Genomic DNA, 13,866 nt, shown 5'->3' on the forward strand with positions numbered 1-13,866 from the left:
TCGTGCGTACGCCGTACGCGAGCAGCGAGAGGAATCCTTCGATGACACAGGTGCAGTCGCCCGCCGGCACGCGGCGGGCGTGGCTCGGATTGGCGGTATTGCTGCTACCGGTGCTGCTGGTGTCGATGGATGTCTCGGTGTTGTTCCTGGCCATGCCCACGCTGACGGTCGACCTGGACCCGTCCGCCACCCAGGCGCTGTGGATCCTCGACATCTACGGCTTCCTGATCGCCGGCCTGCTCATCACCATGGGCAACCTCGGCGACCGGATCGGGCGGCGCAAGATCCTGCTGGTCGGTGCGGCCATGTTCGGAATCGCGTCGGTGCTGGCCGCGCTCGCGCCGAGCGCCCCGGTGCTCATCGTGGCCCGCGCGCTGATGGGTGTCGGCGGCGCGACCCTGCTGCCATCCAGCCTCGCGCTCATCTCCAACCTTTTCCCCGACGCCCGGCAGCGCGCCGCGGCGATCGGTGTGTGGACCGCGTTCTTCGCGGGCGGCTCCGCGGTCGGGCCGATCATCGGCGGACTGCTGCTGCACCACTTCTGGTGGGGTTCGGTGTTTCTGATCAACCTGCCGGTGCTGCTGGTGTTGCTCGCCCTCGGGCCGATCCTGTTGCCCGAGCATCGCTCGAGTGCGCTGGGCCCGCTGGATCTGCCGAGCGTCGCGCTGTCCATCGGCGGCATCCTGCCGCTGATCTACGCGGTCAAACACGCCGCGGCGGAAGGGATCGACGCCGAAGCCCTCGTGCTGGCGCTGGTCGGTGTGGTGGTGCTCACCCTGTTCGTGCGGCGCCAGACCCATTTGACCGAACCGCTGCTGGACCTGCGCTTGTTCACCCGGCCCGCGTTCTGCGTGGCCATCGGCTCCAGCCTCACCGGCATGATGTCGCTGGCCGCCATGGGCTACCTGACCAGCATGTACTTGCAGTCGGTCACCGGGCGCGACCCGCTCGCCGCGGCGCTGCTCGGTATCCCGAGCGCGGTGGCGGTGTTCATCTTCTCGATGACCGGTGCCCGGCTGGCCCGCAAGATCGGCGTGCGGGCGACGTTCGTGCTGGCGCTACTGCTGGCCGCGGTCGGCAACCTGATGCTGCTCGGTATCGGCGTGCACGGCGGAATCGCCTGGTACATCGCGGGATCCACCATCGCGGGCATCGGCTACGGTCTCGCCTTCACCTTGGTGTCCGATGTCGCGGTGTCCTCGGTCCCGGCCGAACGGGCGGGCTCGGCGGTCGGTATCTCCGAAACCAGCTTCGAACTCGGCAACGCCCTCGGTCTGGCGCTGCTGGGATCGCTTGCGGCGCTGGTCTTCCGCAACGGCGGCGACTACGCCGAGACCCTCGGCGAAACCTTGCACAAGGCCGGCAACGACGCCGCGCTGGCCGAGAGTGCCCGCGAATCCTTCGTCGACGGAATGCATCTCGCGACCACGGTGGGCGCGGTCATTCTGCTGGCGATGGCGATCGTGGCCCGGGTGGCGATGCGCAAGAACACCATCCTCTCCGACGCCCCCGCACACTGATCAGCGGCAAAAACACGCGCGGGGCAATACATTTGACGAGTGACTGAGACGCAGCCCACTGCCAACGGGCGACCGCTCGCCGAACGGGTCGCCACCCGTCTGCTGTACCCGACCACGCGACCGCGCGAAAAATCCCTGCGCGACGCGGTTTCCGGGCGGGTCGTGCTGATCACCGGCGCCTCGCACGGCATCGGCAAAGCCAGCGCCCGCAAACTCGGTGCGGCCGGCGCGGTGGTGCTGCTGGTCGCGCGTTCGACGGACGATCTGGAGGCGGTGGCGGCCGATATCCGCGCCGCGGGCGGCACGGCCCACGTCTACCCCGCCGACCTCACCGAATTCGACGCGGTCGAAACCCTCGCCCGCGACCTGCTCACCGAGCACGGCCACATCGATGTCGTCATCAACAACGCGGGCAAATCGATTCGCCGCCCGATCCACGAATCCTACGACCGCTTCCACGATTTCACCCGCACGATGGACATCAACTATCTGGGCCCGGTCCGCCTGCTGCTGACTCTGATCCCGCACATGCGCGACCGGAAGCAGGGCCACATCGTGAACGTGTCCACCTGGGGCGTGCTCATGCCGCCCACTCCACGCTGGTCTGCCTACAGTTCCTCGAAGGGCGCCTTCGACACCTGGCTACGTACGGTCGCCACCGAAATAGCGAGTGACGGCGTAACCACCACCTCCATTTACATGCCGCTGGTCCACACCCGCATGAGCGCTCCCACCGACTTCAGCAATCTTCCCGGCCTCACCGTCGACGAAGCCTCCGATCTCATCTGCCACGCCGTCACCGCCCGCCCCCGCGAAATCGCGCCCTGGTGGCAGGCGCCATTCCTGGCCTGGACCGACCTCAGCCGCAGCCAGGCCGCCCGCTTCATGGAACGAGCTTTCCGCCGCGGGCGGGTGTAGTCCGAACCCGCGGCCGGAACACGCCATATAGCGGGTCGACGAGGCTCACAGTCCGACCGGCGCGCAGTCGCGACACGCCGGAGCATAGGATCGTGCGGTGCACAAGAGTTCCGCGACAAATTTGGCGATGTTATTCGCCCTCGCGGATTCGCGGCTGCCGATCGGCGGCCATGTGCATTCCGGCGGAGTCGAGGAAGCGGTCGCGTCGGGGCTGGTGCGGGACGTGCGCACAGTTGAGCTCTATCTGCGCCGCCGGATCCGGACCTCCGGGTTGGTGGCCGCGTCACTGGCCGCCGCCGTGTGCGCAGGCGAACTCACGGTGCGGCGCGCCGAGCTCGAAGCCGATGCCCGAACGCCTTCGCCTGCCGCGCGCACCGCATCGCGGGCGCAGGGGCGCGGGCTGCTGCGTTTGGCGAAAACCTTGTGGCCGCAACAGGATTGGGCCGACGTGGGTACCCGGCCGCACCTGTCCACGGTCTTCGGGTCGGTCGGCGCGGCCTGCGAAGTCAGCCCGGAGGAGATCGCGGGCGTCGTCGTCTACACCACGCTGACCGGCGCCGCGACCGCCGCGCAACGCCTGCTCGCACTCGACCCGGCCGCCATCGCCCTGTGCACGGTCCGGCTGGCCGACCTCTGCGACCGCACCGCGGCAGCGGCCGTCACCGGCCTCGCAGCCCTGTCGGACCCACTGCAGGACGTGCTCGCCGAGCGCCACCTGCACCGCGACATGCCGCTGTTCGCAAGCTGAATTGTTCACCGAGAGAAGGAGATTGCCACCATGCCCCCGCACCTGATCGACGGCGAACCGCACGATTATTCCCATGATCGTCCGAAGCGGCAGCGCACGCCGGGGGAGGCGCTGCGGATCGGCATCGGCGGCCCGGTCGGCTCCGGGAAGACCGCGCTCACGGCCGCGCTGTGCCGCCAGCTGCGCGAGGAACTATCCATCGCCGTGCTGACCAACGACATCTACACCACCGAGGACGCCGACTTCCTGCGCCGTCACGCGGTGCTTCCGGACGAGCGGATCACCGCGGTGCAGACCGGCGGCTGCCCGCACACCGCCATCCGCGACGACATCACCGCGAACTTGGACGCGATCGACGACCTGATCGCCGCGAACCCGCCGCTGGACCTGATCCTGGTCGAATCCGGCGGCGACAACCTGACCGCGACCTTCTCCTCCGGCCTCATCGACGTGCAGATCTTCGTGGTCGACGTGGCCGGTGGCGACAAGGTGCCGCGCAAAGGCGGCCCCGGCGTGACCTTCTCGGACCTGCTGGTGATCAACAAGACCGACCTCGCGCCGCTGGTCGGCGCCGACCTCGGCGTGATGGAACGCGACGCCGCCAAGGTCCGCGAGAACCGCCCCACCGCGCTCATCTCGCTCACCGACGACCCGGCCGCGACCCCGGTCCTGGCCTGGGTCCGCGAACAGCTCCGGGTGATCGCCCACGCCGACTCGCACGCCGCCGAATCCGCAGTTGCGCACTGAGTTACGCATCGTGGCGGCCGTCGGGTCGCTACCGGAGATCCACGCCGTCGGCGGGCTGAGCGCCCGCCGCACGGCGCCGGATCAGGTGCACATGATCGGCACCGCCGCCACCCCCCTCGGCGGCGACGAACTCGACATCCGCATCGTCGTGGGCGCCGGCGCGCGGCTCACGGTGCGCTCGGTCGCGGCGACCATCGCGCTGCCCAGTGCGGCGACGCCGTTGTCGTCGGCGCACTGGCACTTCGAGATCGGCGAAGACGCGGAACTGGATTTCGATCCGGAGCCGACCATCATCGCCGGGGGCGCGCAGCACCACGCGCTCAGCACGGTGCGATTGGCCTCGAACGCGCGCGTCCGGATCCGGGAACGCGTCCAAATCGGCCGGACCGGCGAGAACAGTGGTGCATGGCGCGGTGATCTGATCGCCGATGTCGGCGACATCCCGCTGCTGCGCCACCGCCTGCACCTCGGAAGCGACTCGGCGACCGACGATCCCATCTCCGCACCGCGCGCCCTCGACAGCGAACTCCGCTATCCGGACGCTCGCACCGCCGAAGCCCACGGCCTCGACGGCGTGCTCCTTCCGCTCGCCGCGGGCGGGAGCCTGTATACCCACATCGCCCACACGCTGGCCGCGGAACGCGCGCCGAACACCGCTGCCGCCGTGCAGTAGCCGCCCGGTAACGAACGATCATGTTCCACAAACACAAAAGGTGGGTACCCGACGCCGTTGTCGGATTCCCACCACTTGTGTTGTCAACACTGCCGGAGGCGAAGCGTGCTCAGTCTCCGACGACCCGGGACGGTGCGTTGTACGCGTTGACCGCGCCGACCACACCGCCGGCCGCGGCACCGACCACCGCTGCGGGAACGGCGATCACGGCCGCGCCCATCGCGGCACCGAGTACCGGTCCGGCGAAGATCCCGACCGGGACGAACGGCGCACCGACCACCAGGCCGACGACTCCGCCGACGAGCGCGGAGGTGAGCGCGACCGGTGCTGCGGCGGAAGCGCCCGCGAGCGCGCCGAGAGCCGCGGTACCGACCGTCTGCCCGGCGATGCGGTCCGACCGGCTGCGTTCCATGCCGACCGAATCGAGGAACGTCGCCAGATTCGCCTCGGCGACCGCCGAGTTGTCGTTGATCTGGATCGCCTGTTCTTCGTTGATCCAGTCCGGCGCGGGCAGCGTGACATCACCGAACCGGAACTGCCCGGGCGGCGGTGCGATCGGCGGCACGGGGGCCACCGGGACCGGCGGGTGCAGCACGCCCACGGGCGCGAGGTACCGCTTGTCCGGGAGCGGGCGCGACCACTGCAGCGAGCTGCGGGTGTTGTCCGGGATGTCGAGGCCCTCATAGGGCGCCGCATTCGGGACATCAGCCGCGGGCCACTGCGCGTTCTGTGTGGTGCCGGCCTCGGTGGGCTCGGCGTTCGCGGTACCGGAACCGACCAGCGCGAGCACCAGCGGAACCGCGCCCGCGGCGACCACCGGGCCGATCTTGGACGGCGGGGCCGGAGCTCTGTGTTTCCCTGTGGGCATCAATCGCCTTTCCTCATAGATGTGCATGTTCGACGTCCCACATTCGGATCCGCTCGGGCTGCGGATTGGTCGATCTAGAAGCTCATTTCCCAACGCTGTATAGCCACGCGTTTGCTGGTGATCTGAAACAACTGCGGCCGGGCCGATTCGCTGATCTCGCGAATCCGGCCCGGCCGCAACAGTTGCCGTGGTGGTAAAGCGCCTAGCTGGCTTGGTGTTCCGCGGTTGCGCGGCCCGGTGCCCGGCCGTTGCCGGGCGGCGCCCCGAGAGCGGCCGCGAGTTCGTCGGCCTCTTCCTCGTCGGAGTTGACCTGCTCCAGCGCCAAGCGTGCGAACACCCACTGCTCGGTGGCCGCCATCTGGCCGCGAGTGCGGCCGAGGAAGGACACGAACCACTGGATGACGGTGATCAGCCGGCTGCGGTAGCCGACCAGGTAGTACAGGTGCAGGCCCAGCCAGGCCAGCCAGGCGAGGAATCCGCCGAACTCCAGCTTGCCGACCTGGCACACGGCGTTGAACCGCGAGATCGTCGCCATCGAGCCCTTGTTGAAGTACTTGAACGGCTTACGGTCTTCGGGCCGTGCGCCCTTGAGTCCGGCGTTGATCGCCTTGGCCGCATAGGTGGCGCCCTGGATCGCGCCCTGCGCCATACCGGGCACGTCGGGCACCGCCATCAGGTCGCCGACGACGAAGACGTTGGGGTGGCCCTTGATGGTGAGGTCGGGCTCGACGATGACCCGCCCGGCGCGGTCGACCTTGGTGCCCTCGGAGCGCTCGGCGAGCATCTTGCCCAGCGGGCTGCCCTGCACACCGGCCGACCACACCTTGGTCGAGGACTCGATGCGCCGGATGGTCCCGTCGGAATCCTTCACCGTCACGCCGTGCGCGTCGACATCGGTGACCATGGCGTTGAGCTGGATCTCCACGCCCATCTTCTCCAGCTTGCGCTGGGCCTGGCCGCCGAGCTTGGGGCCCATCGGGCCGAGCACCGCGCCCGCGCCCTCGACCAGGATCACCCGGGCATCGCGCGGATCGATGTTGCGGAAGGTGCCTTCCAGCGTGCGGTCGGCGAGTTCGGCGATCTGACCGGCCAATTCGACGCCGGTCGGGCCGGCGCCGATCACCGTGAAGGTGAGCAGCCGGTCCCGCATCTCCTGGGTGGTCGCCAGCTCGGCGCCCTCGAACGCGCCGAGGATGCGCCCGCGTAGTTCGAGCGCGTCGTCGATGGTCTTCATGCCGGGCGCGTAGGTGGCGAACTTGTCGTTGCCGAAGTAGGACTGCTGTGCGCCGGTCGCCACGATCAGGCTGTCGAACGGGGTGACCGTCGCCTGGTTCAGCAGATTCGAGGTGACGGTCTTGTTCTGCAGGTCGATATCGACGACATCGCCGAGCAGCACCTGCGCGTTGCGCTGCTTGCGCAGCACCAAGCGGGTGGCGGGGGCGATCTCGCCGACCGACAGGATGCCTGTGGCCACCTGGTACAGCAATGGCTGGAACAGGTGGGTGGAGGTCTTGGAGATCAGGGTCACGTCGACGTCGGCGCGCTTGAGGTGCTTGGTGCCGAACAGGCCACCGAAGCCCGAACCGATCACCACCACCTTGTGACGACGGTTCTCGACAGCTTCTGTGCTCATCGCCGGTGCTCCTCGAAAGACCTGGGGTTCGTCCCCCGCGAACGGTTACTGACCAAGCTCAACCGTAGTCGGTTGTGCGTGAACCCGATCCACTGGGCGCTTGAACAGAATACGATGAACACCCTCGTTCCTGGAGGTTTGGCATGGTGGCCGACGGTCGTGTCTCGGAGAACACCGCACTCATCGACATCCCGGACGAACATTTGATCGACCGCGTGTTGCGCCGTATCCCGGAGCGACCGCGCGTCCTCGCCTCCCCACCGTCCGCCAGCGACGCCACCGCTGTACACGGCGACATCGGACTCCCGTACCTGGGCCGGGCGCTGCAATACCTGCGCTGGGGCCCGGCGGAAATGATGGAACGGCACCGCCGCTACGGCCCCGTGTCGATGTCGCGATCGCTCGGCGTCGAACGGGTGCTGGTCACCGGCCCGGAGGCGATCGACCAGGTCCTGGGCATCCGCCGCCGGGACTTCGGCCAGGGCTGGAACTACTTCATCGAGCCCTTCTTCGGGCGCGGTCTGCTGCTCCTCGAATTCGACGAGCACATGTTCCACCGGCGGATCATGCAACAGGCGTTCACCCGCGACCGCCTCGAAGCCCATCTGAGCGCACTGGTTCCGGCGGCACGGTCCGCGGTACGGCAATGGGTGCCCGCGGATGCGGCGAGCGAGACCGTCAGCCTGTACCCGACGATCAAGAACCTGACCTTGGATATCGCGGGCGAGACATTCATGGCCGCCGACGTCGGCTCCCGGCGCCGCGAACTCATCGATGCTTTCATCGCGTGCACACATGCAGGCCTTGCCACCATCCGGCACTCGGTGCCGGGCGGCCGCTGGCGGGCCGGTCTACGCGGCCGCCAGGTCCTCGAGCAGTACTTCACCGAAATGCTCCCGGAGAAACGACGCGGGAACTCACCAGACTTCTTCTCCGGCCTGTGCCATGCCCGCAGCGAGGACGGCGAGGTCTTCAGCGACGCCGACGTCGTCAACCACATGATCTTCCTGATCATGGCCGCCCACGACACCACCACGACCACAGCCACCGCCGTCGCCTACTACCTGGGCAAACACCCCGAATGGCAGCAGCGAGTCCGCGCCGAGGTGCTGGCGTCGGGCGAAGCCTCGACCATCACCGACCTCGACGGCCTACGCGACCTCGACCTGGTGATCAAGGAAAGCCTCCGCCTGATGCCCCCGGTCCCCGCCTTCGTCCGCCGAGCCGTCCGCGACACCGAGATCCTCGGCCACTACATCCCCGCCGGCACCCCCGTCGACCTGGCCTACCACGTCAACCACCTACTGCCCGACCTGTGGACCCGCCCAGAACAATTCGACCCCGAACGCTTCGCCCCCGACCGGCGCGAGGACAAATCCCACCGTCTGGCCTGGGTCCCCTTCGGAGCCGGGGCACACAAATGCATCGGCATGCACTTCGGAACATTCGAGGTAAAAACCCTCATCGCCGAAATGGTGCGAGCCTACGAATGGACCCTGCCCGCGGACTACCGAATGCCCTGGGGCTTCACCACGATCCCCTTCCCGCGCGACGACGCCCCCGTCACCCTGCGCCGCCGCTCGAACGCCCAATAACCAGTACCTCAGGGCGAACGCCGAGCGCAGCGAGGCAAGCCCGAAGCAGTGCGGCACCGGGGAAGCGAAGCGCCCCCGGTGCCCATCCGGACTCCGTAGTCGGGACGAAAGCCGAGCGCCAGCGAGGTGTCGTCCCGACTACCTACCTTTGAGGAGCATTTCGGCGACCTTGGTGTCGGTATCGGCACCTTCGGTGTAGCCACCGTCCGCGCCTAGCGAACTCATGATCGCAAGCGTGTAGCGCTCCTCCGGCCCGGCGAACCCAACCGAGTTGACCACCCAGCCACCCTGCTCAGCCGACCACCCGTTCTTCAAACCTGGCCGCATCTTCGCCCCCGCGCCCCAAACACCCCAGTGCTGGTTGTAATCCACCGACCGCATCCGATCCAGCAGATACGCGCGATCATCAGGATGCATCCGGGTAAGCACGTAATCCATCAACCGATCGAGATCGGCGACGGTGCACTTCTGGAACGACCAGTCCGGGAACATAGCGGTGGTGGTCGGCTGCGGCACCAGGCCCACCATGCCGTTCGTGCGGAACGCGTTGTTGAACGCCATCCGGTCGAAACCGGAGTACTTCTGCCAGAGGATGTCGGTGGCGGTGTCGTCGGAGGTGGCCAGCATCGATTCCATCAGGCCGCGATCGTCCGGGCCGAGCCCGATCGCGCCGACGCGGGCGCGGTTGAGCAGGTCGACGGCGATGGCGAGTTTGATGGTGGAGGCGGTCCACACCGCGTTCTCCGCATGCTCGTTGGCGTAGACGCCGCCGGTCACGCGGTCCCGGACGATGTAGCCGGTGACGCCGGGGCGGGATTTCAGGTAGGCGTCGACACGATCGATGCGGTTGCTCAGATCGGCGTCGAAACCGGGAATTGTCCGGGTCAGCGCGGGCGGCGCGGCCTGGGCGTCGGGCACCAGCGCGGGCGCTGTGGGGATCAGTACCGCCGCGGCGGCGAGGACACAAGCTGATGCGGCCACGCGGGGAAGTGCACCGGTGCCGGCCAAGGGGTAACGCACGAGGGAACACATTGGCACATCGGCCCGTTGGGCGCACGTCTTGAGCTCGGCGCGGCGGTGTGTTATTCGCGACGCTACCGTTCGGGCAATCCGGTTCGGGCCGAGCCGAATTCAGCGGAAGGCGGCAAGCAGCTCTTCGACGGTGCGGCCGTTGAGGCGATAGCAGTGCTCGAAAGCCTCGGTGTGACGGTCTCGTGGCCAGGTCTGTAGGACTACGGTGCGGCCGAAGAAACGTGAGTTGACCAACTCCCATTGGTCACCGACGCGGCGGACTGTGAATCCGGCTCTCGGAACCAGGGGAATCACCTTCGCTGCCATTGACGCGAACCAGCCTTTCGATCCAGCTTCCCGTCCTCCCCGGTTGAGCACTGTCGCACATCGTTTCGCGCGAGCGGCCGTGACACGGCCGAGAAAACTGTTCGCGTGTGGCTTAATTCACTCGCGTGGCGTGGGCCGGTGTGGTTGCGGAGGAGTCGCTGGCGTATAAACGACCAATGCCGCTGCACATCCACCGTGCCGAGCGCGCCGACATCCTGGCCGATTCGCTCGCCGCGCTGTTGGCGACGCCGTTGCACGATCCGTTCGCCGCGGAAGTGGTGGCGGTGCCCGCCAAAGGCGTGGAACGTTGGGTGACGCAACGACTCTCGACGGTGCTGGGCGTTTCGGGTGGTTCGACCGATGGGGTGGCGGCGAACATTCGGTTCCCCTCACCTGCTGCGCTGGTGGCAGAGGTGCTCGCCGCGGTGGGCGGGGTGCGGCCCGAGGACGATCCGTGGGCGAGCGAGCGTGTGGTGTGGACGCTGCTGGGCGTGATCGATGCGGCGCTGCCGGAACCGTGGTGCGCGGTGCTGGCGCGGCACCTCGGCGCGTCCGAACCGACCGGTCGTGACCATCGGGCGGGCCGGCGCTACGCCACCGCCGCCCGGCTCGCGGCCCTCTTCGACAGCTACGCGGCGCAGCGCCCGGCCCTGATCAACGATTGGGCGGCAGGCGCGGACACCGACGGTGCCGGGCAGCCGGTCCCCGACGATCTGCTGTGGCAGCCGAACCTGTGGCGCCGTCTGCGCGCCGCGGTGGGTGCCCCGAGCCCCGCCGAACGCCTGGAAGCCGCCTGTGCCCGCCTGCGCGCCGAACCGGCTTCCGTCGAACTGCCGCAACGTCTTTCGGTCTTCGGCGCGACGCGCCTGCCCGCCGACCAGCTCGCGGTCCTGTCCGCGCTGGGCGAAGGGCGCGAGGTGCACCTGTGGCTGTCCCACCCCAGCCCCGCCATGTGGTCGACTCTGGCCCAGCTGCCCCCGGCGAACTCCCGCGCCGCCGACACCACTACCACTGCGATCCGCCACCCCCTGTTGTCCGGTCTCGCCGGCGACGTGCGGGAGCTGCAACAGCGCTTGCACACGGTCGCCGACACACACGTGACAACGTCGACCGGAGGGAAGGCTGCACAGACGAATTCGGCTGCGACAGGTCAGCTGCTCGGAGCTAACTCCGCGACGGTGGGCGAGGACTTGCCTGACACCTCCTTTGCGCCTGCGGCATCGGCGCTTGGCGGCGACTCCGCGATGATCGAACGCCATGCGTTCGAACCCGGCGTACTTCTGCCGGAGGGCGTCAGTGGCGGTGTCCTCGAAGATGGCCTCGATGGCGACTCGAACCGCGCTGGTCCGGGATCCGATCCGGTTGACGTGAGCGCTGCCGGGCGGACGTTGCTTGCGTCGATCCAGGCGGGGATTCGGGATGATCGGTGGCCGCCCGCGCCGGGTGCGTATGTGGCGGACGGCAGCATTGAGGTGCACGCGTGTCATGGGCCGACGCGGCAGGTGGAGGTGCTGCGGGAGTGTCTGCTCGGGTTGTTCGCGGCGGATCCGACGTTGGAGCCGCGGGATGTGCTGATCATGTGTCCCGAGGTGGAGGCGTTCGCGCCGCTGGTGCGGGCGGCGTTCGGGGCGACGGGATCGGCTGAGGGAGTGCGGGATTCGGCGCATCCCGCGCATCTGCTGCGGGTGCGGCTGGCGGATCGGGGGCGCGGGGTCACCAATCCGATGCTCGCGGTGATCGCGACCCTGCTGGAGTTGGCCGACGGGCGGGTCACGGTGACCCAGGTGCTGGATCTGGCCGCGTCCGAAACTGTGCGCCGCCGTTGCGGTTTCGACGACGATGCGATCGAACGGTTGCGGGAGTGGGCCGCCGAATCGGGGGCGCGGTGGGGGATCGGGCAGCGGCAGCGCCAGGCGTTCGGGCTCGCCGATTTCGCACAGAACACCCTGAACGCCGCGGTGGACCGGATCCTGCTCGGCGTCACCGCCGACGAATCCGCCGATGACTGGCTGGATTTGGCGTTGCCGCTGGGCGATGTGGACTCCGGCGATGTCGACTTGGCCGGGCGCTTCGCCGAATTCGTCGACCGGCTCGCGGTGTGCCTGCGTGATCTGCGGGGGCCGCGACCGGCCAGCGAATGGGCCGCGGTGCTGGCGCGCGCCCTCGACCTGCTCACCGATGTGCCCGAGCGCGACGCCTGGATTCGCGCGGAAGCCCGCCGCGAACTGACCGCCGCCACCGAGCACGCCGGGGATGTGCAGCTGCGGCTGCCCGATGTCGGTGTGCTGCTGGCGAATCGGCTCGCCGCGCGCCCGACCCGCGCGAACTTCCGCACCGGTGAGCTGACCGTCGCCACCATGACCCCGATGCGGTCGGTGCCGCACCGGGTGGTGGTGCTGCTCGGCCTCGACGACGACGTATTCCCCCGTGCGGGCGGCATCGACGGCGACGACGTGCTGGCCCGCAATCCGTTACTGGGCGAACGGGATCCGCGCAGCGAGGACCGCCAGCTCCTGCTGGACGCGATCATGGCCGCGCAGGACAAGCTGCTGCTGTTCCACACCGGCGCGGACCCTGTGATGGGCACCAAGCGCCCACCCGCGATCCCGGTCGCCGAGGTCCTCGACGCCGTGCGCGGCTACCTGGGTGACGACGCCGACGCGGTGGTGACGAGGCACCCCCTGCAGAGCTTCGATCGCCGGAACTTCCACGCGGACAAGCCGTTCAGTTTCGACACTGTGGCCCTGGCCGGAGCCGTCGCCGTCGCGGCGCCTCCGCGTCCGCGCCCGGCATTCCTGCCGGAACCCTTGCCCACCCCCGAACTCGGCGACGTCGCCCTGACCGACTTGATGGCCTTCGTCGAACACCCCATCCGCGCGTTCCTGTGGCAGCGGCTCGGCCTGCGCGTCCCCGAACACGACGAGGACATCGCCGACCGCCTGCCCATCGAACTCGACGGCCTCGCGAAATGGGAACTGGGCGAACGCATGCTGACCGCCCGCCTCACCGGCGCCGACCCCTCCGGTCTGCGCGCGGCCGAATGGCGTCGCGGCACCCTCCCGCCCTTCGGCCTCGGTGGCGCCGTCCTCGACGAAATCGAGCACACCGTCGACAAACTCGTGCGCGCCTCCCTCCCGGAATACCAAAGCCCCGCCCGCGCAGTGGATATCGCCATCGACCTCGGCGGCGGCCGCCGCCTCACCGGCACCGTCCCGGAGGTGCACGGCGAAACCCTGGTCCGCACCACCTACTCCCGCCTCGCCCCGAAACACCGCGTCGCCGCCTGGGTTTCGCTGCTCGCCCTCGCAGCCACCGAAGACCGCTCCTGGCGCGCCGTCACCACCGGCCGCGGCCAATTCCACCGCCCCGCTTGGCGTTCGGTCCTCACCGCCCCCGACCGCCCCGCCGCCCTCACCGCCTTACGCGACCTCGTCAAACTCCGCGACGCCGGCCTCTGCGAACCCCTCCCCATCACCCCCACCGCCACCGCCACCTACGCCGAACGTCGCCTCCGCGGCTCCTCGGCCGAAGAAGCCTGCACCGCCGCCGAACGCGAATTCAACGGCGGCCCCAACGGCCCAGCCGCTTTCGGCGACCACACCGACCGCCACCTCCGCTACATCTGGGGCCCCACCCCCCGCCTCGACGACCTCATGTCCACCCCCGCCCCCGCCGGCGAACCCGCCGAAACCACCCACTTCGGCGCCCTCGCCCGCCGCCTCTGGACCCCCCTCCTGTCCGCCGAAACCCAGGGCCAACCATGACGCCCCCACTCGTGGCCCCTCACCTTTCGCTCCGTTTCTCGCCCCTTCGCGGCAGCCGCCTG

11 protein-coding genes are annotated in these 13,866 nt (G+C 68.9%); 7 read left to right on the forward strand and 4 right to left on the reverse strand.

Annotation, left to right across the window (positions count from 1 at the left end):
• The first annotated feature begins 41 nt into the window (after positions 1–41).
• From IBX22_RS27165 to IBX22_RS27185, 5 genes are all read left to right on the forward strand, one after another.
• The gene (locus IBX22_RS27165) at positions 42–1,520 is read left to right on the forward strand and encodes an MFS transporter (RefSeq protein WP_194818527.1); all 1,479 of its coding nucleotides are present in this window, start codon (positions 42–44) and stop codon (positions 1,518–1,520) included.
• Positions 1,521–1,559: 39 nt separating this feature from the next.
• The gene (locus IBX22_RS27170; RefSeq protein ID WP_309234809.1) at positions 1,560–2,438 is read left to right on the forward strand and encodes an SDR family NAD(P)-dependent oxidoreductase; all 879 of its coding nucleotides are present in this window, start codon (positions 1,560–1,562) and stop codon (positions 2,436–2,438) included.
• Between the two features lie 127 nt (positions 2,439–2,565).
• Positions 2,566–3,186 (forward strand): urease accessory protein UreF, encoded by a 621-nt coding sequence (locus IBX22_RS27175; RefSeq protein WP_194818528.1) that lies wholly within the window; start codon positions 2,566–2,568, stop codon positions 3,184–3,186.
• Between the two features lie 30 nt (positions 3,187–3,216).
• A complete protein-coding gene (gene ureG / locus IBX22_RS27180) occupies positions 3,217–3,933 on the forward strand; it encodes an urease accessory protein UreG (protein ID WP_194818529.1) in 717 nt (238 codons plus the stop codon).
• Positions 3,923–4,606 carry an urease accessory protein UreD gene (locus tag IBX22_RS27185; RefSeq protein WP_194818530.1) on the forward strand — a complete coding sequence of 228 codons (684 nt, stop codon included), beginning with the start codon at positions 3,923–3,925 and terminating at the stop codon, positions 4,604–4,606. Before ureG ends, IBX22_RS27185 begins: the two co-directional genes overlap by 11 nt.
• A gap of 109 nt (positions 4,607–4,715) precedes the next feature.
• On the opposite strand, the gene IBX22_RS27190 is transcribed toward IBX22_RS27185, so the two are convergent.
• Both IBX22_RS27190 and IBX22_RS27195 read right to left on the reverse strand, forming a co-directional pair.
• The gene (locus IBX22_RS27190) at positions 4,716–5,474 is read right to left on the reverse strand and encodes a hypothetical protein (protein WP_228539474.1); all 759 of its coding nucleotides are present in this window, start codon (positions 5,472–5,474) and stop codon (positions 4,716–4,718) included.
• A 202-nt stretch (positions 5,475–5,676) separates the two neighbouring features.
• Positions 5,677–7,107 (reverse strand): NAD(P)/FAD-dependent oxidoreductase, encoded by a 1,431-nt coding sequence (locus tag IBX22_RS27195; protein ID WP_194818531.1) that lies wholly within the window; start codon positions 7,105–7,107, stop codon positions 5,677–5,679.
• 143 nt (positions 7,108–7,250) lie between these two features.
• Between IBX22_RS27195 and IBX22_RS27200 the strand changes: the two genes are divergently transcribed.
• Positions 7,251–8,702: a cytochrome P450 gene (locus tag IBX22_RS27200; RefSeq protein WP_194818532.1), complete on the forward strand. Its 1,452-nt coding sequence runs from the start codon at positions 7,251–7,253 to the stop codon at positions 8,700–8,702.
• Between the two features lie 138 nt (positions 8,703–8,840).
• On the opposite strand, the gene IBX22_RS27205 is transcribed toward IBX22_RS27200, so the two are convergent.
• Entirely contained in the window at positions 8,841–9,734 is an 894-nt protein-coding gene (locus tag IBX22_RS27205) for a tat pathway signal sequence (RefSeq protein WP_194818533.1), read from the reverse strand.
• 99 nt (positions 9,735–9,833) lie between these two features.
• Positions 9,834–10,040, reverse strand: coding sequence for a hypothetical protein (locus IBX22_RS27210; RefSeq protein ID WP_194818534.1), 207 nt, complete (start codon positions 10,038–10,040; stop codon positions 9,834–9,836).
• 176 nt (positions 10,041–10,216) lie between these two features.
• Between IBX22_RS27210 and IBX22_RS27215 the strand changes: the two genes are divergently transcribed.
• Positions 10,217–13,804, forward strand: a complete 3,588-nt coding sequence (locus IBX22_RS27215; RefSeq protein WP_194818535.1) for an exodeoxyribonuclease V subunit gamma — start codon at positions 10,217–10,219, stop codon at positions 13,802–13,804.
• The last annotated feature ends 62 nt before the right edge of the window (positions 13,805–13,866 follow it).

The organism is Nocardia sp. XZ_19_385 (assembly GCF_015355755.1).
Lineage (GTDB): Bacteria > Actinomycetota > Actinomycetes > Mycobacteriales > Mycobacteriaceae > Nocardia.

What these genes read in the sequence shown, in the direction of transcription:
- IBX22_RS27200 (WP_194818532.1), top strand. Translation starts at nt 7,251, where the DNA reads ATGGTGGCCGACGGTCGTGTCTCGGAGAACACCGCACTCATCGACATC.
- IBX22_RS27175 (WP_194818528.1), top strand. Translation starts at nt 2,566, where the DNA reads ATGTTATTCGCCCTCGCGGATTCGCGGCTGCCGATCGGCGGCCATGTG.
- IBX22_RS27205 (WP_194818533.1), bottom strand. Translation starts at nt 9,734, where the DNA reads ATGTGTTCCCTCGTGCGTTACCCCTTGGCCGGCACCGGTGCACTTCCC.
- ureG (WP_194818529.1), top strand. Translation starts at nt 3,217, where the DNA reads ATGCCCCCGCACCTGATCGACGGCGAACCGCACGATTATTCCCATGAT.
- IBX22_RS27210 (WP_194818534.1), bottom strand. Translation starts at nt 10,040, where the DNA reads ATGGCAGCGAAGGTGATTCCCCTGGTTCCGAGAGCCGGATTCACAGTC.
- IBX22_RS27215 (WP_194818535.1), top strand. Translation starts at nt 10,217, where the DNA reads ATGCCGCTGCACATCCACCGTGCCGAGCGCGCCGACATCCTGGCCGAT.
- IBX22_RS27165 (WP_194818527.1), top strand. Translation starts at nt 42, where the DNA reads ATGACACAGGTGCAGTCGCCCGCCGGCACGCGGCGGGCGTGGCTCGGA.
- IBX22_RS27195 (WP_194818531.1), bottom strand. Translation starts at nt 7,107, where the DNA reads ATGAGCACAGAAGCTGTCGAGAACCGTCGTCACAAGGTGGTGGTGATC.
- IBX22_RS27190 (WP_228539474.1), bottom strand. Translation starts at nt 5,474, where the DNA reads ATGCCCACAGGGAAACACAGAGCTCCGGCCCCGCCGTCCAAGATCGGC.